At 37.9% G+C, this 20,527-nt stretch carries 19 protein-coding genes; 16 read left to right on the top strand and 3 right to left on the bottom strand.

Annotation, left to right across the window (positions count from 1 at the left end; translation table 11 throughout):
* Window positions 1–22 precede the first annotated feature (22 nt).
* The 6 genes from JHE06_RS07135 (at window position 23) to JHE06_RS07110 (ending at window position 6,106) form a co-directional block, all read left to right on the top strand.
* Entirely contained in the window at window positions 23–775 is a 753-nt protein-coding gene (locus tag JHE06_RS07135) for a YveK family protein (protein ID WP_058918718.1), read from the top strand.
* A gap of 14 nt (window positions 776–789) precedes the next feature.
* Window positions 790–1,533 carry a CpsD/CapB family tyrosine-protein kinase gene (locus JHE06_RS07130; protein ID WP_082664169.1) on the top strand — a complete coding sequence of 248 codons (744 nt, stop codon included), beginning with the start codon at window positions 790–792 and terminating at the stop codon, window positions 1,531–1,533.
* Window positions 1,534–1,658: 125 nt separating this feature from the next.
* On the top strand, window positions 1,659–2,726 hold the full coding sequence (locus tag JHE06_RS07125; RefSeq protein WP_058918717.1) for a glycosyltransferase family 2 protein: 1,068 nt from the start codon (window positions 1,659–1,661) through the stop codon (window positions 2,724–2,726).
* 103 nt (window positions 2,727–2,829) lie between these two features.
* Window positions 2,830–3,813: a glycosyltransferase family 2 protein gene (locus JHE06_RS07120; RefSeq protein ID WP_058918716.1), complete on the top strand. Its 984-nt coding sequence runs from the start codon at window positions 2,830–2,832 to the stop codon at window positions 3,811–3,813.
* Between the two features lie 175 nt (window positions 3,814–3,988).
* Window positions 3,989–5,401 carry a dihydrolipoyl dehydrogenase gene (gene lpdA / locus JHE06_RS07115; protein ID WP_058918715.1) on the top strand — a complete coding sequence of 471 codons (1,413 nt, stop codon included), beginning with the start codon at window positions 3,989–3,991 and terminating at the stop codon, window positions 5,399–5,401.
* Window positions 5,402–5,542: 141 nt separating this feature from the next.
* Window positions 5,543–6,106, top strand: a complete 564-nt coding sequence (locus tag JHE06_RS07110) for a dihydrolipoamide dehydrogenase (RefSeq protein ID WP_201088322.1) — start codon at window positions 5,543–5,545, stop codon at window positions 6,104–6,106.
* A 24-nt stretch (window positions 6,107–6,130) separates the two neighbouring features.
* On the opposite strand, the gene JHE06_RS07105 is transcribed toward JHE06_RS07110, so the two are convergent.
* Window positions 6,131–6,802: a deoxynucleoside kinase gene (locus JHE06_RS07105; protein WP_236253478.1), complete on the bottom strand. Its 672-nt coding sequence runs from the start codon at window positions 6,800–6,802 to the stop codon at window positions 6,131–6,133.
* A 440-nt stretch (window positions 6,803–7,242) separates the two neighbouring features.
* On the opposite strand from JHE06_RS07105, the gene JHE06_RS07100 reads away from it, so the two are divergent.
* From JHE06_RS07100 to JHE06_RS07070, 7 genes are all read left to right on the top strand, one after another.
* A complete protein-coding gene (locus JHE06_RS07100; protein ID WP_201088321.1) occupies window positions 7,243–8,217 on the top strand; it encodes a general stress protein in 975 nt (324 codons plus the stop codon).
* Window positions 8,218–8,413: 196 nt separating this feature from the next.
* Window positions 8,414–9,286 carry an SDR family oxidoreductase gene (locus JHE06_RS07095; protein WP_058918711.1) on the top strand — a complete coding sequence of 291 codons (873 nt, stop codon included), beginning with the start codon at window positions 8,414–8,416 and terminating at the stop codon, window positions 9,284–9,286.
* 41 nt (window positions 9,287–9,327) lie between these two features.
* A complete protein-coding gene (locus JHE06_RS07090) occupies window positions 9,328–10,512 on the top strand; it encodes a general stress protein (RefSeq protein WP_201088320.1) in 1,185 nt (394 codons plus the stop codon).
* A 135-nt stretch (window positions 10,513–10,647) separates the two neighbouring features.
* Entirely contained in the window at window positions 10,648–11,511 is an 864-nt protein-coding gene (recX, locus tag JHE06_RS07085; protein ID WP_058918709.1) for a recombination regulator RecX, read from the top strand.
* A complete protein-coding gene (mutY, locus tag JHE06_RS07080; protein ID WP_058918708.1) occupies window positions 11,508–12,722 on the top strand; it encodes an A/G-specific adenine glycosylase in 1,215 nt (404 codons plus the stop codon). The genes recX and mutY overlap by 4 nt, the downstream gene beginning before the upstream one ends.
* 276 nt (window positions 12,723–12,998) lie before the next feature.
* A complete protein-coding gene (gene ntdP / locus JHE06_RS07075) occupies window positions 12,999–13,532 on the top strand; it encodes a nucleoside tri-diphosphate phosphatase (protein WP_058918707.1) in 534 nt (177 codons plus the stop codon).
* Window positions 13,533–13,940: 408 nt separating this feature from the next.
* Entirely contained in the window at window positions 13,941–14,789 is an 849-nt protein-coding gene (locus tag JHE06_RS07070; protein ID WP_201088319.1) for an SGNH/GDSL hydrolase family protein, read from the top strand.
* Window positions 14,790–14,863: 74 nt separating this feature from the next.
* On the opposite strand, the gene JHE06_RS07065 is transcribed toward JHE06_RS07070, so the two are convergent.
* The gene (locus tag JHE06_RS07065; protein WP_058918705.1) at window positions 14,864–15,961 is read right to left on the bottom strand and encodes an FUSC family protein; all 1,098 of its coding nucleotides are present in this window, start codon (window positions 15,959–15,961) and stop codon (window positions 14,864–14,866) included.
* Window positions 15,962–16,245: 284 nt separating this feature from the next.
* Between JHE06_RS07065 and JHE06_RS07060 the strand changes: the two genes are divergently transcribed.
* The 3 genes from JHE06_RS07060 to JHE06_RS07050 all read left to right on the top strand — a co-directional run bounded on the left by JHE06_RS07060 (window position 16,246) and on the right by JHE06_RS07050 (window position 18,752).
* Window positions 16,246–16,680 carry a Fur family transcriptional regulator gene (locus JHE06_RS07060; RefSeq protein ID WP_156413315.1) on the top strand — a complete coding sequence of 145 codons (435 nt, stop codon included), beginning with the start codon at window positions 16,246–16,248 and terminating at the stop codon, window positions 16,678–16,680.
* A 181-nt stretch (window positions 16,681–16,861) separates the two neighbouring features.
* Window positions 16,862–17,812: a LacI family DNA-binding transcriptional regulator gene (locus JHE06_RS07055; protein ID WP_201088318.1), complete on the top strand. Its 951-nt coding sequence runs from the start codon at window positions 16,862–16,864 to the stop codon at window positions 17,810–17,812.
* A gap of 46 nt (window positions 17,813–17,858) precedes the next feature.
* Window positions 17,859–18,752 (top strand): diacylglycerol/lipid kinase family protein, encoded by an 894-nt coding sequence (locus JHE06_RS07050; RefSeq protein WP_236253477.1) that lies wholly within the window; start codon window positions 17,859–17,861, stop codon window positions 18,750–18,752.
* A 204-nt stretch (window positions 18,753–18,956) separates the two neighbouring features.
* Here the strand turns inward: JHE06_RS07050 and JHE06_RS07045 are convergent, their stop codons facing one another.
* Window positions 18,957–20,327: a D-serine ammonia-lyase gene (locus JHE06_RS07045; protein WP_201088316.1), complete on the bottom strand. Its 1,371-nt coding sequence runs from the start codon at window positions 20,325–20,327 to the stop codon at window positions 18,957–18,959.
* Window positions 20,328–20,527 lie beyond the last annotated feature (200 nt).

Genomic DNA, 20,527 nt, shown 5'->3' with positions numbered 1-20,527 from the left:
ATAAAGCTGGGAGATGGCAAAAATGATTGATGAATCAATAAATTTAAAAGCAACTGTAGCGGTTCTTAAAAAAAGATTTAGTATGATCCTTGTTTTAGGATTCTTAGGTTTGGTTGCTTCTGGCGGCATAACATATTACTTGCTTACTCCTCAATACCATTCTTCAACGCAATTGCTGGTGAAACATACTGTTGGAGCAAGCGAATTCGGACAAGCATACGATGTTCAAACGAATATTCAATTGATCAATACCTATAAAGATGTGATTAAAGGACCGGTCATCTTGGAAGAAGTTCGCAACAATTTAAAAACACCTCTGTCTATCGAAGAATTAGCTGGAAAAATAACAGTCGAAAGCAGCGACCAATCACAAGTTTTCTCCATTATTGTTGAAGATGCGAACCCCTATCTTGCGGCAGAAATTGCCAATGAAACAGCGAACATTTTTAAAAGTGAAATAGGAACGTTAATGGACGTTCGAAATGTAGCGATTTTTTCAACTGCGAAACCGAACTTGGCTCCGATTTCACCAAATTTGGGAATCAATTTAATTTTAGGTTTGGTCATGGGATTAGGTGGAGGCGTCTTGCTATCCTTGATACTCGAAAAATATGATCGCACCATTCAAGATGAACAGTTCATCCGAGAAGTATTAGAGTGGGTACCCTTAGGAAATATCTCAGAATCTAAAAATGCAGAAACTAAAATGATGAAAGAAAATACCATTGACGTACCATTGGACACAATTCCTGTAAAAAATAAAAATCGTATTTAGGAAGGTGAGATATTATGTTAGCATTCTTAAAAGGAAAACATACACGAACTGTAAAACAAGGTAACCCTTCAGAGTTAGAAATGGTTACTCATCCTGCTTCTCGTATTTCTGAACAATATCGCACACTTAGAGCTAACATTCAATTTTCTTCTGTTGACAACGTATTAAAAACTTTCGTTGTTACCTCTGCTGAATCAGGAGCCGGGAAATCAACAATAGCGTCAAACCTAGCGCTCTCATTTGTTTCGCAGGGCATGAAAGTCCTACTAATAGATGCGGACATGCGCAAACCGGTTATTCATAACTTATTTAAATTGACCAACCGGGATGGGTTAACAACACTGCTGTCTACCAAAGGTTTAGATGAGGACCGCGTTATTCACAAAATCGGTTCTAGCAACTTATCTGTGTTAACGTGCGGACCCGTTCCACCTAATCCTTCTGAGTTAATGGCTTCTAAACGGATGCAGCAACTGATGAATGATTTGAAAAAACGATTTGATTTGATCATTGTGGATGTTCCCCCTATCATTGCTGTAGCAGATGCTCAGATTATGGCGAATATGGCAGACGGTACTATTTTTGTTATTCGTAAAGGAATATCGACCAAAGACTCGGTTATGAAAGCTAAAGAATTATTGGAGATGTCCAAAGCTACGATTATTGGTTCTGTTTTCAATGGAACAGTGGAAAATGAAGATATGAATAGCAGTTATTATGGAGTAGAAAAGAAAGGCCACCACGATTCATTTTATTGAACTCAATTTAAAGTGTTTTTTCTAGTCATTTGCCATCTGATGAGCACGACCGGTTGAATGACTAGAATACTTTTAGGACTATGACTATTTCTTTAGGTGTTCCTTCATTTTGAGGAGGGGGAGTTTTGAAGAAGACTATCTGTGTTTCTATTATTGTTCCAGTTTCCAGTACACAAGCGGAAGTTCAGCGGTGTATGAGCAGTCTTTTTGGACAAACGTTGGAAGAAATTGAAATTATTTTAATCGATCACAAAACAATGAACCAAAACACCACACTTTATGAAGAATATTGTCGATATGATCCACGAGTTCAAGTGCTTTATTCTGAAAAAGATGGACTGCATGAACTTCTGAACAAAGGGTTGAAGGCTGCTACAGGAGAAACGGTTCTTTTTATTCACTCAAAAGATTGGATCGAAAAAGAGATGGCTGAAGAAATGTATTACAATACTGAATTGAACCGGGTCGATTTGGCAGTATGCGAGGTTACAACGGATGACAGTAATCTTCAGACAAAAACCAGCAGGTCTTCTAATTGGAATTCGACTTTTTTGGGGAGAAAAAACATTGTCAATGCTATTTTAAAGTTTGATAAGGAAAAACAGTTACACCACATTTGGAATAAAATGTACCGCAGAACCCTGATAGAAGACAATCAACTCCTTTTGTTGAATGAAGAAATAACAGGATACTATCTTTTTTTCAATATAGCGTATTTAAGAAAAGTTACCGGAATAACATTTACCCCGAATAAATATTACCATTACCATGAGCAAAATGAACTGGATAGTGAACCGCGTTATTGTGAACGGTTGTACCAACAAATGCAGTACTATAATATTGCCAGAAAACAACTTTATTATTATTACCACATGAATACTGAAGAGCAGCTGCGTGTTTATGCCAGCACGTATATGCGGTATATTTTCAATTGTTTAGCTCTTTTATATAAAAAGGACCAGGCTATCCCCAAAAAAGACAAATTAAATTTTTTTCGAAGGGTTTTAGATAATCAAGAAATCAAAAGGCAAGCAGAAGCCATAGCTATCTCGTCTTTTGAAGCACGGTTTCTAGTAGGGTTGTATCGTTGGGATAACACGGAACTGATGTACTGGCTTTATCTGTTGTTTTTTAAATTAAAACGTTATTTATATTCGCAAAAAGTAAAAGAAAAAAACAACGACTTATGGTAAAACGTTTATTGGCAGCTAGTCATTTGTTAAGCTGCAGTCTTATCAAATGGCTAGTGTTTTATCAGAGCAAGATTACATAAAATAAACTGAAGGAGGCAGACGAATGATATCCATTATTGTTCCAGTTTATAATGCGGAAAACTATCTTGTAAAATGTTTGAATGATTTAAGATACCAAACCTATCATAAACTGGAAATCATTTTAGTGGATGATGGATCGACGGACGCCAGTGGGCAAATCTGCGAACGTTTTGCCAGGGCAGATTCTCGTTTCAAAGTCATTCACAAAAAAAGAAATGGACTTTCGTCTGCTTATAATGCAGGACTATTGATCGCTAAAGGAAAGTATGTAAGCTTTGTGAGTTCAATGGATCGTGTAGATGAGGTGATGTTTGAAAATTTGATTTCACTGATGCTGAAAACTCAAGCAGAGATTATTATTTGCGGCTACATTGAAGAAGACTTTGGCAGCAATAGCAAGTATATTGGACCGCACCAAGTTATTGAATGGCAGAGGGAAGAAGCGCTTCAAAAAGAACTAAACCGAAAGAAGCAATATGGGTTTATGAACAACAAACTCTTTTTGATGGATTTGTTCAAACAGCCTCCTAGTCTGCGGTTCGATCCAACCATTTATCTTTTCGAAGATTTGTTGATGTGTATCCAATGTTTTTTAAAAAGCGAGAAAATCATCTATACTCCTACGCCTTATTACCATTATGTGAAGAGCCCATATCTGTTTACCTTTTCTTCTTTCATCACAGATAAAGAAAATCTATCAGGACTAACTGCATTGTCGCGAGTGATAGAGTTGTGTGAAGATTTGGCAGAAATCAATGTGATCAAATTAAAAGAACAATACATGACTTTTAATTTAGAGTTATTAATGTATGCTTATGAGCAAAAGATAAGCCACGGTTGGATGGTAAATGATCTCAAAAAAAACTTATATCATTATAAATTAAGTGAGTTAAACGATAAAAAATTACAAATGAATTATCTCGTAGCGCGCAGTAGTTTAAAATTAAGTTATCTTATTTGGAAACTGAAGCGAAAAGACCAACCCAGCTATGATAACGATAATTGAAAACAAACGATTGCTAGTTGCCTAATGTAGTGACTGTGTTGGAGATAGGAGCTGAACTATGAACTGCTTGATAACCGGGGCAAGCAAAAGAATTGTTTTTTTGTTGTAAAAAACGATATAATAAATAATAAGTGTTGAATTCGCTTTCGGTTAAACGATAGTAAGAACGGAAAGGATGAAAACAATAATGGAAAAGAAAGAAACGGTGATCATCGGATCTGGCCCTGGAGGTTATGTCGCAGCTATTCGAGCAGCCCAATTAGGACAAAAAATCACTATTATTGAAAAAGAATATATCGGCGGGGTTTGCTTAAATGTCGGATGTATCCCATCAAAAGCATTAGTTTCAGCAGGCAATCGCTATTATGAAGCCATTCACTCAGAAGTTTTTGGAGTACGATCGACCAATGTTAAAATCGATTTTCAAAAAATGCAGGAATGGAAAGACAATAAAGTTATTAAACCGTTGACGAAAGGCGTAGAAGGCTTATTAAAAAAAAATAACGTCGAGATTATTCGAGGAACGGCTTCTTTTAAAAACCAAAAAAATTTAATCGTCACAACGACAGAAGGCGAACAAGAAATCGAATTTGAAAATGCTGTGATCGCTACGGGCAGCAAACCGGTCGAACTTTTAAACGAACCATATGTCATTCCGTTTGGAAAACGGGTCGTTGATACGACAGGCGGATTAAATATTCAAGAAATCCCAAAACACCTGATTATTTTGGGAGGCGGGTATGTCGGAACTCAATTAGCTGGAGCGTTTAGTAATTTTGGGTCAAAAGTTACGATTTTAGAAAAAGACCCAAAAATCATTTCTTTTTTTGATGATGATTTAGTTGAGCTGGTTAAAAAAAACTTTGTTGAAGAAGGTGTAACCGTTATTACAAATGTAACTGCAGCGCATTCGGAAGAGACTGACACAGGAGTCATAATTCGTTACGAAGCTAGTGGTGTTCCAAGCACCGTGGAAGGAGATTATGTCTTGGTGACCGTTGGCCGAAAACCGAATACCGATCAGTTGAATTTAGAAAAAGCGGGTGTTGAACTAACCGCAAGCGGTAAATTAACGGTAACCGATCAGTTAAAGACTACAGTACCTGGAATTTACGGTATTGGAGATGTGGTTCCCGGAAGAGCTTTCGCGCATAAAGCTAGTTACGAAGGGAAGTTAGTTGCAGAGATCATTTCTGGCGGAGATGCTAAAGTTCAAGCGAAAGCGATGCCGGTAGCCGTTTATACAGAACCTGAATTAGCTACTGTAGGCATGACGTTGAAAGAAGCAGAAGTAAGTGAAATCAAGCACACGATTAGTAAATTTCCTATGAAAGCAAATGGACGTGCGTTATCGCTGAACCAGCCGGCGGGTTTTATTCGGCTGATTCTACACCCAGATGATGAAAAGATAGTCGGTGCACAAGTAGCGGGCGCTGGGGCAGCGGATTTAATCGCAGAATTGGCATTGGCTATTGATATGGAAATGGTCGCGGAAGACTTAGCCCGTACGGTACATGCGCATCCAACTCTTTCTGAAACAGTGACAGATGCTGCAGAATTGGCTATGGGATTTTCAATTCATTTTTAAAGTGAGTTAACATTAGCGCTGGCAAAGAATGGCTTTCTTTCGTCAGTGTTTTTTTGAGTTGAGTTGAACTGAAAATATAAAATGCGTTTATTTATTTCATGTTAAACTTGAATAAAGTGTAAGCGGAAAGGAACCATCAGAATGAAAGAAAAACACACACAGCACCCTCAAAAGTGGACAGGTTTAAAACCCACTCGCTTTAACAAATACCGTTCGTGGATCAATAATCAAAAACCGGGCATATGCGGAACGTATGTCAGTGCAGTACTGCTGCATGATGTTTACTTACATACTTATGGGCTTAATGTATCTAAAACGTCTTTATTGACCGGATTAAAAACAGTCATTGATGAAACTTTTGCTTATCGCGGTACATTTCCTTGGGACCTTTGGCATGGATTGAATGTCGTATTGAAATACAATCCAGATTATCATGCGAGAATGAGTTTTATCCCTGATAAAAAAGTAGTCGAATTGTTGGATCGTCCTGATCCTTTGCCCGTTGCAGTTGGAACAGCGCGTTTATTAGGCAGTTCATATAAAAACCATTGGGTAGTGGTATATGCTTATGGTTATGATCCAAATGGAAAACTTTATTTTAAAGCTTACGATAATCATGGTCGAAGTGCCGCTATCATGCCTGCTTCGCAAACGTTTGGTTGCGTTTGGCTGCAAAACAAGAAGACAAAAAAAGACAAACGATGAACATTCATCGTTTGTCTTTTTTAATTATTCAGCCACCATAGCTTCTGAGCGTACTTCATTTAACCGGACTTTCACACGTTCAATGATCTCCACAGCATCGTCAGGATTTTCTAAGTCTAAGGTATCGATATCAACTACCATAGTTGCGCTTTTATCGTATGCTTTAAACCAGTCATCGTATTGTTCATGAAGATGGGTGTAGTAGGTTAACAACCCTTCGTTTCCTTCAATCTGTTCGAAAACACGTCCGCGTTTCTCAATGCGGCTTAAAACAGTATCCAAGGACCCGCGTAAATAAATCAATAAATCGGGCGATTTCTTTGGCATGCCATCTAATTCTTCCATCATATTATCTAACAAATCCAAATAAGTATCCATTTCCGCATCACTCATATTGCCTTCTGCATGGTTTATTTTCGTAAACAAAGCATCTTCGTAAATGGAACGATCCAAGACATTATTTTCATGTAGAAAAGCAGATTTGATACTCCGGAAACGACTATTTAAAAAATGGATCTGCAGGGAAAAAGCCCAGCGTTTTGGATCCTCGTAAAATTTTTCTAAAATCCGGTTATCGTCGACACTTTCATAGAAAGCCTCGCTTCCTAAAGCTTCAGATATTAATTTTGTATAAGTACTTTTTCCAGCACCAATCATTCCAGCTAACACAATCACAGCTTTATGTTCCCCTTTCACTTGACGGTCACACTCCTATCAAAGACCGGTCTCGTCTTCGTTAATTTGCACCTATTAGTATAGCATATTTAGGGGAAAAAGTTCGGTTTAAAACGGTGATAAAATAGATTTATTTTTTCTGAAATCCTGAAATTTGGTGAATGAAAAAAGAGAAAAGCGGCATAAATGTCTTAACCGCTTTTCTCTTATAAGTAAAGAAGAAGTGGAACACAGACTAGGCGAATAAAGCTGATAGTGTATTCTTTCCTGTCAGCGGTAGGAGAAATGAAAAACAGTGAAAACTGTTGATTGAAGTGTTCTTCTTTGATTGCCTTTTTGATTTTTGCTATTATGAATAGTAAGGATAGTAAATAGTTACAAAAGTATCAGACAACATTTCCACAGTTATTCTGTTTGGTTAAATGAAATACGATAAAATTGGAAAATGGAGTGTGAAGATAATGGAAAGACGAGTAGAAGGAACCTATACATCCACAGACGAAGCAGTAAAAGCGGTAGAACGTTTATTGAATGAAGGATATGTAGCGGATGAAATTCTGATCATTACGGATGATAAACACGAAGATGAATTAGAAGATTTAACTTTAGTAGAAGTAGAAGCAGTAGAAACAGATGAAGATGTTTCGTTATGGGATAAAATCAAAGAAACGTTTAGTTTTGGCAACTACAATGCCGAAAATGGAGCGAATCCTTTAATTGAATACGGAGTAGACGAAGATGCTGCCGAACATTTTAGCGAAGCGTTAGAGAACCGCGAAACGATTATTTTATTAGATAGTACTGCTCCAGCCAATAATGATCAACTGTCAACCGTTAATGAAGAAGTCTTAAATGGAAATGAGAACGGCAGCGCTGCCGAAAAGCAGGCTTCTACTGAAGAAAAAGATTATCGATCAACTGAAGCTTTATCTGATCCTGGACTTGGCGGGAAAAACCACCATGAAACAGCTATGACAGGAACAGAAGAAACAGATAAAGAAAAACCCAGCAAGATGCCAACAAAAGAACCAATGAAACCCGTATCTGGGGAAGAAGAACAATACGATCCGACAAAAGCACAATCGGCTAGAGAAGATGTACAAGGAACGTCTGTTGCTTCTTCGCCGGATAAAAATCCTACACCGCCAGCAGAAAAGGAAACAACTCAAGACGGTGAGTCACTAGACACTCTTCCGCAATTAACAGGAGATGAGGATTCGGTTCAAGTAGAAGAAGGAAATCATGTTTACCCAGATAACATCAGTACTGGAGTGGTTGGAGAAGATACTGAACCAACGACTTCGCCCTTGAATGCGGAACCGAAGCAAGAACAGCATCCGGATGCTCATAAAAACATTCCGGAAAGCGATGCTTATTACAGTAATAAATATGAAGACGCCGGTGGAAAAACAATTAAAGATGATGAAAGCAAATAATAAAAAGCTGAGGCCGATTAAAAAATCGTGCCTCATTTTTTTAAATTAGGCTTACCAAAGAGCAGTCTGCAGTTGAAAAGAAGCGAATACAGAAAAAACAAAACTTTAACAAGCGTTCTTTTTTGTATCCGTTTTATTTATCTGTTACGATGATTCTATAGAGAGAAAATAAAGGTAAAGAAAGTTGGGATTAAAAATGAGTGAAGAAGAAAAAGTAAAGACACAACAGCCTAAAGCAGATTATTTGATGGATGATGAAAGTGAAAATGTTAATCCAACACCACAAACAGAAAGCTCAGATTACTTAGCCGCAGGAAAATTAAAAGGAAAAAAAACCTTGATTACCGGAGGCGATAGTGGAATCGGACAAGCTGCAGCATTGGCTTTTGCTAAAGAAGGAGCAGATGTAGCGATCGTTTATTTTGAGTCAGATGAAGATGCACAATTCACTAAAAATAGAATTCAAGAAATCGGTCAAAAAGCGTTAGTTTATAAAGGCGATGTCGGCGACGAAGCTTTTGCTCAAGAAGTCATCGACAAACTTATCGCTGAGTGGGGCACGTTAGATGTATTGGTAAACAATGCCGGTGAGCAGCATTATCAGGAAAAAATCGGAGATATCACCGCAGAGCAATTGGACCGAACTTTCCGAACCAATATTTTTGGCATGTTTTACCTGACAAAAGCAGCGATGCCTCATTTGCCTAAAGGAGCCTCGATCATTAACACGTCTTCGATCACGGCTTACCGCGGCAGCTCGACCTTGCTGGATTATTCGGCAACGAAAGGAGCGATTGTTTCCTTTACGCGCTCTTTCTCACAAAATAAAGAAGTTACCGACAAAAAAATCAGAGTCAACAGTGTTGCTCCAGGTCCAATTTGGACGCCTTTGATTCCAGCTACTTTTCCAGAAAAAAAACTGGAAAGCTGGGGGAAAGACGGCGCATTAGAACGTCCGGGACAGCCTTATGAACTAGCACCGGCATATGTCTACTTGGCTAGCTCTGACTCTAGTTATGTTACTGGTCAAACGATTCATGTAAATGGCGGTGTGGTAGTCAACGGTTAAGGCAATAAATAAATAGAAAAAATGATGGGAGCGATCAAAGGATGACTAAAGTAGTAGAATCTTCATATCAGACAGTTGATGAAACTATCGGTGCAGTAGAACGGTTACTAAGTGAAGGACGTTTAGTGAGCGACATAGTGATTGTCACAAGTCGTGAAAATCAATCAAATATTCGTAATCGTACGCTTGTTGAAGTCGATCGTGTTCCCGCTGATGGAAATAAAACAGCTTGGGAAAAATTTAAAGAAATGTTTACCGATGTTGACGAAACAGCAGCCTTGGAACATTACGGTATCGATAAACAAACGGCATTGCGTTACAACGATGCCATCAAAATGGGGAATTACGTTATTTTAGTAGAAGAAAAAAAAGACATTCCTACCCGGCACAATCTAGACGATCAGCCAGTTGATTTGTCTGAAGCTTTTGCCAAGGTAGAACAAGAAAAACCAATTGGACAAGCAGGAAGTGGAAAAAAAACAGTGGTAAATACGACTTCACCGAGGGGTGAGAGCGCTTATTACAATGATCAAGATAGTCGTTTAGGCGAACAAATGTCCACCGCAGATGAAGCGAAAACGTTTTCCGGAAAAAATAATCAACCCTCAGACTCCAGCGGCGGGTTTAGCCGAGCGAGACAAGGAACACCGATTGGTCAAGGAGGAAGCGGAACAAGAATAGTCAAGAATTCTTCTTACCCTGCTGGTGAGAGTGCTCATTACAATGATAGTGACACACAACTCAGCAAACGCACTAAAGAGGATGATGACAAGTTGTTTTCACTAGAAGAAGATGAGATTTCGGCTGAAAAACCAACTACGGTTGTAGAAGAACCAGTATCTAGTACAACGGAGACGACGATGCCGGTCACCAATTTAGCAGCTGATCCTTCTTATAGAGAAGGGGTCGTCGATACAGTAGTTCCTGAAATAACCAAAGAAAACAAACAAATCGATGAAACGGCTCAAGAAAATAAAAAAACAGGTTCAAAGACTAAGCCTCACGAACAGGATGAAACAATTAAAGCTAATAACAAAACTCTTAAGCAAGAGTACGACCCAGCAGACAACCCTTTACAAGGCAGACCGAAAGACTCAACGGATTTTGAAACAGAAAATGCTCGCGAAACAGCCGTTGAAGATTCTGAATCTTTGCCTCGTTTTGATAGTGGTACAATCACTGGGCAACCTTTCGTTGATCCATTACGGGATGATTTTAAAAAATAAATAATTTTCAGTAAAAATGATGACGAAGAGAATCTCGTCATCATTTTTACGTTTTCTCAAACCAAACTTCTGTTCTGTTTAGAGGATGTTTTTATGCTATAATGGCATAGATAAGAATAGAGGAGGAAGATCAATATGAAAGACGATTTATTAAAAGAAATCCTTTCCTCAAATAAATCAGAAGCGGGTTCTTCTGTTCCTAAAATAACTAAAATAGGAACACAAAAAAGAAAAGGGCGCTACAATATTTATTTAGATGAAGAATATGCTTTTCCAGTGGATGAAGCTATTTTAATTAAGTTTTCATTACACAAAGGGATGGAAGTCTCTGAGGCGTTTCGTGAAGAATTAGAGTCAGAAGACGGAACAAGAAAAGCATATGTACGTTCTTTGAACTATTTGAATTATGGACTGCGCTCAGAAAAAGAAGTGCGGGATGATTTAGCAAAACATGACTTTTCAGATGCTGCCGATGAAGTTGTTGAGCAATTAAAAGAACAAGGCTATCTAGATGATTTGATGTACGCAGAAAGTTATACGCGTACTGGTGCAAATGTCGGAGGAAAAGGTCCTCGTGTTATTAAACAAGAATTAAAAAAACGCGGGATCAGCGAAGAATATATTGAAAAAGCTGCCGAACAATACCCATTTGATCAAATGGTTGAGAACGGAGTCCAGTTAGCAGAAAAAGTTATTCGACGTTCTGGGCAATATTCTAGTCGCGAAACCAATAATAAATTGCGTCAAAATTTAATGCAAAAAGGATTTGATGCAGATATCATTACACAAGTGCTAGAAGAAGTAACCGTTGAAAAAGAAGAAGATGAAGAATATGCAGCAATCAAAAGACAGGGAGATAAAATTTGGCGTAAACAAGCTAAATTGAAAGGGTATAAAAAAGCACAAAAAGTCAAAAGCAGCCTGTTTCAAAAAGGATTTGCTGGTGACTTGATCAATCAATTTATTGAAGAAAAAGAAATGGAAGATCAAGCAGAATGAAAAATGAAAATGTATTAAGTAAAGCGCAAGCAGAAACGATTAAAGAAGTTTACGGCATTGAAATGTGGCCGCAAGAAAAAATAGAACGATTTCGTGCAACTCTTTTAAGTTGGTATGATTTAGAGAAACGAACGCTGCCTTGGCGCATCAACAACGATCCTTACCGAATCTGGGTATCGGAAATCATGCTGCAGCAAACGCGTGTCGATACTGTCGTTCCATATTATTTGAATTTCATGAAAAAGTTTCCCAGTATTCAAGCTTTAGCTGAAGCTGAAGAAGATACGTTATTGAAGGCCTGGGAAGGTTTAGGTTACTACTCGCGGGTTCGAAATCTGCAAAAAGCAGCTATCCAAATCTCAGAAGAATATAACGGTGAGATGCCTCGCGATCCAAAAGAAATCATTAAATTAAAAGGCATTGGACCTTATACGGCAGGGGCTATTTCGAGCATGGCATTCGGGTTACCAGAACCAGCTGTTGATGGCAATGTTATGCGCGTATTAAGTCGTTTATTTGAAATTGATGCAGATATTGCAAAACCTGGCAACCGAAAAATTTTTGAAGCGGTTATGCGGGAGTTAATCGACCCATACAAACCCGGCGATTTTAATCAGGCTTTTATGGATCTGGGTTCAAGCATTTGTACGCCTAAAAATTATCATCCAGAACTAAGCCCAATTGCTGAATTCAATGCTTCTTATTTAAACGGGACGTGGGAAAGATATCCGGTGAAGAGCAAAAAGAAAAAAGCTGAGCCGGTTTATTATGTTGGAGCGCTGATCAAAAATGAAAAGAATGAATTCCTGTTGGAAAAGCGCCCTGCAAATGGGTTGTTGGCAAATATGTGGATTTTTCCTTTAATAAAAGAGAGTTCGGTTTTACAAGAAATAAATATTAAACCAGGAAAACTGCATTTAGTGAAATCTGAAGTGAAGCAAGACCAAGTACTGTCAAATTTATTGACTGAATTGAATTCTCATTATCGCGTTGAACCGACACTGATGAAGCAGCCATTTGATGAAATAGTGCATATTTTTAGTCACTTAAAGTGGTTCATCGCTGTTTATTACGGGCAAATGTCAAAAGAAAACATAAAAATACCTGAAAATTGCCGGTGGGTGCACCCCGATGATTTTAATGATTATACATTTCCAGGCCCACAAATGAAGATGTGGCAAAGTTATCTGGAAAAGATGGAAAACAAATAATCAACAAACAAATTAAACCCCTTAAGTAGAAAAAGCGTCTTTTTACTTAATGGGGCTTATTTTGCTGTCGTATTAACACTTGTTTGGAAATAAGCCTTTTTATTACCCTTTAAATAACGATTTCTCATCTTTCTTTCATTTAATAATAGCTTTTTTGATTTAAATGAATGAATTTGTGATATAATATCAATGAGTTCGAGTGAACTGATTCACTCTCTGGAGTTATTTATTAATTTCTCGCTACGCGTTTATGAGAAAAGGAAAGTTGGGTTAGGGATGCATGTTCCAAAAGAAGGAGAATACATCACAATCCAAAGCTATAAACACGATGGAAGTTTACATCGCACATGGCGAGATACTATGGTTCTTAAAACAAGCGATCAATCTCTAATTGGGTGCAATGACCATACATTGGTGACCGAGTCAGATGGGCGACGCTGGTTAACAAGAGAACCGGCAATTGTTTATTTTCATAAACATTATTGGTTCAATATTATCGCAATGATCCGCGACAACGGCATTTCGTATTATTGCAACCTTGCTTCGCCTTACGCCTTAGACGACGAAGGAGTGAAGTATATTGATTATGATTTGGATATTAAGGTATTTCCCGATGGCGAAAAACGTTTATTGGATGTAGATGAGTACGAAGACCATAGCAAATTGTGGGGCTATCCTGATGATATCGACCATATTTTAAAAGAAAACGTTAAAACTTTAGTTGAATGGATCAATGAAGAAAAAGGTCCGTTTTCTAAGGAATATGTTGACTTATGGTACAAACGTTATCGCCAATTGGCAAACAAATAAACGGTCTTCTGCTGGATGAGATGGTTATTCTCAAACGATGATTTTTTTTGAAAAAGGCACCTCTATTACTGCAGGTGCCTTTTTTCTGTTTTAAGGAGTTCTATCATTTTTGAAGTTAGTAAGCGAAATAACTGTATGTTACAAACTTGAAATTTTCGGAGGGATAATGGCTGCTTGTAGCCATGAAGAGGCTTGATAAACTGGAGACAGGGCTCCAGAAGGTCCTTTGGCTTTCTATAAGCAAACACGTAAATTCCTGAGAAAATTATAACCTCTAAGAACTACTAACACGGTTTGGCAAAGAACCGTTTTAAGGAGTAAGTGAATATAGAAAAGTGTCTTTCTTTACACAATTAAGCTGTGGTATAATAACGGGTGAAATAGTAAAAATGAAGGAGTGAATCATGCGTGACGAAGAAAAAAGGCTTTGCCCTTATATTATTATTTAGTTTAACTGTTGCTGTCATATGGTTTGGGATGGACTACCAAAAAAACCAAAAAGCTCAGTTATTAGATCCAACCGGTAATGAAGCGAGTGCTAACAGTTCGACAAAAAAAGAATCTTCAGCAGATACAGGTGGGCAATTAGAAGATTTTGAGAAAAAAAGAGAGAAGTTATCCGTTTTAGATTACTTGACTTATCTTACATTAAAAAAACAAGCAGCAACCGTCAGTTTTTACGGAGATATTTCAGAAAATGAAACATGGCCTACTGCTGTTGAGAACTACATAATGGAACAAACCAATCAAAATGTCTCGGTTCATCGTGTTCCTTTTCCAGATTTTGATTCTTACCGTTTATTGGAAGAAAATGCTGCAGCAACTTTAGCAGAAGAACCTTCAGATATCGTTTTTTTTCAGCTTCCTGTTTATGGAGATCAAGTAAGAGACATTAGTTTGGCTGATTCTGGCAGCTATTTAAGCGAGGCTTATGAAGCTATTAAAAAAGCTTTGCCGGAGGCGCTGGTCATTTTTGTAACGCCAAATCCAAGCAGTATTCGCCAAGGAGACTTCAATTCAAGAACCTTAGATTATACGAGCTATTTAGATCAAGCAATTACAATTGCAGCAGAAAATGCTATTCCTCTTTTTGATCTGCATGCGGAATATGAAGCTGAGTTGGAAACGAATAACTTAGATTTGTCTGATACATTAGCTGATGATGCAAAGCAATTGAATGCTAAAGGAGCGGAGATTTATTCGAAACTATTTATTGAACAATTAAATGCGCCTATTGACACCACAAGCGGTCTGTAATCATTTTTACATCAAAAAAGGCTCAACTTCTGTTTTTTAGCAGAAGTTGAGCCTTTTTGGTTCTATCATTTTTTCTACTGTTCAATGTGTTCAATGTTGTCAATTTGAGTTTCGGGGTTCCAATCATTTCCCTTAAAGCTAGTGACCAAAGTATTTAAATGCAGTAAATATTCTTCGTACTTTAAAATACTTGACATAATATGAATAACAGCATTGCTTTGTGTATAGTCTTTATTTATTTCTACTTCCATACTGGCTTCATCAAAAAAAGATTGCATTAATTTAGTCCTTAATGATTCTTTATAAGCAATGAAGTTTACTTCATCTGGGGAAACACGCCCGTTGAACTTTAATAGGATTTGTTCATGAGCACTCATCAAGGTCTCTAAACGTTCCCGAATCTGGATTCGCAATTCTTCAGGGAAATGATTAAAAGAATTTTCGTGGAGATGCAGTATCTTAGCTAAGTTGTAAGCTACTTTAGTTGTCGAAATGATTTGACGGTAAACAACAACTTTTCTTAAATTTTGGATTCGTTTCTTTTGATTAACATACGTACTTTCATCTTTCAATAAAGAAAAGTAAACATCTAGGCGATCCAGTTCTGACTTTACCCATTTTAAATCTTTTTTTAAGATAGAATACTCAATGTTTTTCCGAACGCTAGCCCGTATCCATTTCATGATTTCAGAAGTTGTGTAATCAATTAAATGATACAATTTTTCTTCATATTTTGGAGGAAACAATAAAGTGTTAACCAAAAAGGCGATAACAACACCAATAAATGTCGCTAAGATTCGAATGGAAGCGGACAAGATAAAATTGTCACCCGGCGACATCATAATAACGATCAAAGTCACAGTTGCAAGGCCGATCACCGGACCAAGGTTAAATTGATTTAAGATAGCAATCAATAAAACCGCAGCTAATCCTACAAACATAAAGTGATTGCCTAATGTTAGGTTCATAATAATGGCAACAACTCCGCCAATAAGGTTGGCAAATACTCTGTCTTTCAAGGTTTTTACAGATCGCTTTAATGATGGCTGTAAAGCAAAAATCGCCGAAATAGCTGCTAAAACGCTAGCCCCCTGCATGTTTAGAAAATACGGTATCGCTAAAGCAAGAGTAATGGCAATGCCTGTTTTCAGAGTCCTTGCTCCAATTCTCATAAAAAATATCCTCTCCTAATTAAAATCATTCCTGATCTTTCTTTCTCTTATTTTATGCTAGTTCTCCTATTATAGCAATGATTTGCTTTATTGAAAAGCGAACTGGCAGATCTCGCAGTTATTATGAAAGAAAGCCAATAAAAGTTCTTTTTGCTTCAAACCATAGAGTTGTATTCTTAAGTGATAAACGTTATCATTAAGAAAGACAGAAAAACTTTAAGAAATTAAAGGGAATGTTACAGAAAATAAAAAAAGGAGGGAAAACTCTCTTGGCTATTAATCAAATGGTCGTTCGATCGATTGAAAAGTTAAAAGCTTCAAACATACGCATCACTCCACAGCGTTATGCTGTACTAGAGTATTTAATTGAAGCGCATAGTCACCCAACGGCTGATGAAATTTACCGTTCACTCGTAGAGCGTTTTCCAAATATTAGTGTAGCGACAGTTTACAATAACCTGCGCCTTTTTACTAAAATTGGATTTGTGGAAGAAATGACCTATGGTGACGGATCAAGCCGTTTTGATTTTGCTTCAACGCAACATTATCATGCTATCTGTGAAAATTGTGGAAAAATTGAAGATATTTATTATCCAGGTTTGGATGATGTTGCAGAAGTTACACATAACTTGACCGGTTTTACAGTGACTCGTCACCGCATGGAAGTTTATGGGATTTGTCCAGAATGTCAGGAAAAATTGGATGTTGTAAAAAATTAAAGCGTGTTCTGACAGCAGTTGATTCTTTTGACTGCTGTCGGATCACATTTTTTATTAAAGCCGTTTACACTATAGCTTGTTTTTTCTTTTCACACAGGCGATAATAAAGCAGAAGAGACCGCTTGAAAAAACAAAAAAAGATTAATCAGTAATAGGAGCTTCGTAAAAAAGGAGAATCTGCATGACAACGTTAAACGATGTTGCGAAAAAAGCGAATGTATCTAAAATGACCGTTTCACGAGTCATCAATCATCCAGAACAAGTGACCGATGAACTGAAAGTACTTGTTTTTAATGCGATGGAAGAATTGAACTACCGGCCTAATGTGGCAGCTAAAGCATTGGCTAATAATCGTACCCAGATCATTAAACTATTTATTTTAGAAGAGATGGATACTACTGAACCTTATTATATGAATTTACTGACAGGTATCGCTCAGGAACTAGATACTCGCCATTATTCATTGCAATTAGTAACTAAAAATAATTTTGATATTGGTTCATGTGACGGTTACATCATGTGCGGTGTTCGAGAAAAAGATTATGAATGGATTGGACGTGCAACTAAGCCAGTCGTCTTATTTGGTGAAAATCGCCACGGCTATGATTTTGTCGATTCTGATAATCAAAGTGGAACAGCTATGTCCACACAATATGCCATTAATTTGGGTTACGAAAACATTATTTTTATTGGGATCGATATTAAGGAACTTTTTGAACAGTCCAGAGAAAAAGGGTACACTGAAACGATGAAAAAAAATCAGCTGTCATCTAAAATTTATCGTTTTGAAAATCGTTCTCGTTATGCTGCTCAATTTATCCAAGAAAATTGGGAGATGTTCTCACCAAACACTATTTTTGTTTGCAGTTCAGATCGGTTAGCTATCGGCATCGAACGAGGAATTGTAGAGATGGGCGGAAACATACCTGAAGACTTTGGCATCATTGGATACGATGGTGTTTTCTTGGATCAAATTGCTTTTCCCCAATTAACGACAATCAAACAAGCTGTTATCGAAATGGGAGTGGCATGCGCCAAGATGCTCCTAAATAAAATTGAACAAGCAGGGGCTCCACAAGGAGAAGTTTTATTTCAACCCGATTTGATTAGCAGAGGAACCACAAGAAAATGAAAAGCTAAGGATAAAAAAAGACCAATTGAAAAGGCGGATGTTCAAAATGGCAAAAGCGATGATTGTGGTCAATCCTTCATCAGGTAGTGAAGAAGCAAAAAAATACGTTGATCAATTAAAAAATGAATTAGAAAATCAATTTGATGAAATGACGGTAAAGGTAACTACAAAAGCAGGAGATGCTATGCAGTTTGCCGATGAAGCTGCTGCTCAACAGTATGATGCGCTGTTTTTAATGGGTGGAGATGGGACAATCAATGAAGGAATCAACGGAATAGCCAAGCACGGCTATCGTCCATGTGTGGGAGTGATCCCTTTAGGGACTGTAAATAATTTCGCACGGGCATTAGACATTGCTATGCAGCCGGAAGAAGCGATTGCTGAAATGAAAACCGCTATCCGAAAGGAAATCGATATTGGGAAAGTGAATGAAACTTATTTTGTCAGCACTGTTTCAGTTGGCCCTATTCCTGAGTCGGTTCAAGAAGTAGATGTCGATTCTAAAACCAAGTTCGGACCGTTGGCCTATGTATTTCAAGGTTTAAAAGCGCTGAATGATGAGCGCACAACTCTTTTTGAACTAACGGTAGACGGAGAAACTTGGGAAGAGCGTTTTAGTATGGTTTTAGTCGCTTTAAGCAATTCAGTTACCGGAATTGGAACAGTTTTTTCTTCTGCTGAAATTGACGACGGTTATTTACAACTGTTGGGGCTGCGGGAAACAACCGCTGTTGAGAAACTTGCCCTTATTCCAGAGCTGTTTCGTGATAGCGAAGACTATTCGAATAAGCTGTTTTTGAAAAAATTTAAAAAAGCTACTCTTAGTACAAAAGGTACAGAATCGTTTGTCTGTACCGTTGATGGAGATTCGGGACCGACTTTTCCAATTGAGGTAGAAGTTTTCCATAATTATATTTCTGTCTTTGCTCCTCATCGCTAATCCAAGTGCTGATCGATGGTTAGCATTTGAACTTTCAGTTGGAACACTTTTTTGTTGTAAGGTAGGAGTATGAAAAAGAACCAAGCTATTCCGAGAAAGAAAATGGAATAGTTTGGTTCTTTTATTGGGTTAAAAACGCACTGATCAATTTGATGCAAGCATTGATTGTTGTAATCCTATTTTCTGAACAAGCCTGATCAAAAATTAATGCAAGTTTACCGTTTGACGTCCTTTTTCATAAAAACGATCCATATCCTCTTTAGGAACCATACTGCCACCAGTTGCCCAGGCGATATGAGTGGCATTAGCCATTTTAGCAGTTAAGTGATTAGCAGCTAAATACTCTTTTCCAGCATCTGTTTGGAACAAACGAATGGCACCCGGCAAACCAGCTAAAGCAGCGGGCTCAAGAAAAATTTGTTCTTGGTCGATCAAAGCACTTAACAACTGATCGGTCATATGGTCGTCGATCGTATAAGCTCCACTGAAAAAATCTTCTAATACTTTGGCTACAAAACCTGATGTCCTTGGGACTGCTAAACCATCTGCAACTGTCAAACCGTCCAAGCCGAAATCTTTAACTGAAACTTTATCGTATTCTCCAGTGATCAACCCGATCAACATGGAAGGAACATGGGTAGGTTCAGCGAAGAAACAATGAACGTGATCTCCGTAAACTTGTTTCAATCCAAAAGTAATCCCGCCGGGAGACCCTCCAATACCACAGGGCAAGTAAACAAACAAAGGATGATCGGCATCGACAAGAATGTTTTTCTCGCTTAGTTGGTCTTTGAGCCGATTGGCTGCTACGGTGTATCCTAAAAATAAATCAAGCGAATGCTCATCGTCCACAAAATAACTGGTTGGATCGATTTTTGATTGTTGACGTCCCTTAGTGACTGCTTGGGTAAAATCAGATTCATGCTCAATAACCGTTACACCTCGGCTGCGTAAGAAGACCTTTTTCCATTGTTTGGCTTCTACTGACATATGAACAGTAACATCAAAGCCTAACTTTGCTCCAACCGTTCCGACGCTGATGCCAAGGTTACCAGTCGTTCCGACCGCAATTTTATAATTGGCAAAGAAGTTTTTGAATCGGCCACTTGCAAAAACGGCATAATCTTCATCGATAGAAGACAACAGGCCGTGTTTCAAAGCCAGTTCTTCAGCGTGTTTCAATACTTCATAAATGGCGCCTCGTGCTTTGATGGTCCCCGCAATTGGCAGTAAGTCATCGCGTTTTAACCATAGGTTACCCTCGATAGAAGTCTTAAGTGTTTGTTCAAGATAGTTTTTCATAGATGAGATTTCAGTGATCGGCGATTCGATTATGCCATTAGTTGGTGCAGTGTCTGGAAAGTCAATTTTCAGATAGGCTGCAAAACGTGCGAGGCGAGCATCTGCGTCATCTACATCGGCTTTTGATAAAGTTGATTTTGCTGCAGCTTTTTTAAAATCTTCTTTATTAGGGTTCACCCAGAAGACTTCATCGGCTGAAGTGATCGTTTTTAGCAATGGAAATTGGTTTTCCCAATCCGCTATTGATTTTTTGGAAACAGAACTTGTTTTCATGAATAAATCTCCTTACTGGTTATCATTATGTGGGAAAATCGTTCTTTTAACTTCATAAGGATAACACAAGGAAAAAACAAAATCTATACATTGTAAACACTGCGGCCCATTAGATATCGAACCTTTAATGGCTTGTTTGAAGGCTTTAACGTCCTTGCTTTTTGGTTCATCTAGTTCGATGAATGTCGAAAGAGATAATT

This window comes from Carnobacterium sp. CS13, assembly GCF_016653495.1.
GTDB lineage: Bacteria > Bacillota > Bacilli > Lactobacillales > Carnobacteriaceae > Carnobacterium_A > Carnobacterium_A antarcticum.
This window is presented reverse-complemented; position numbering and strand designations above follow the sequence as displayed.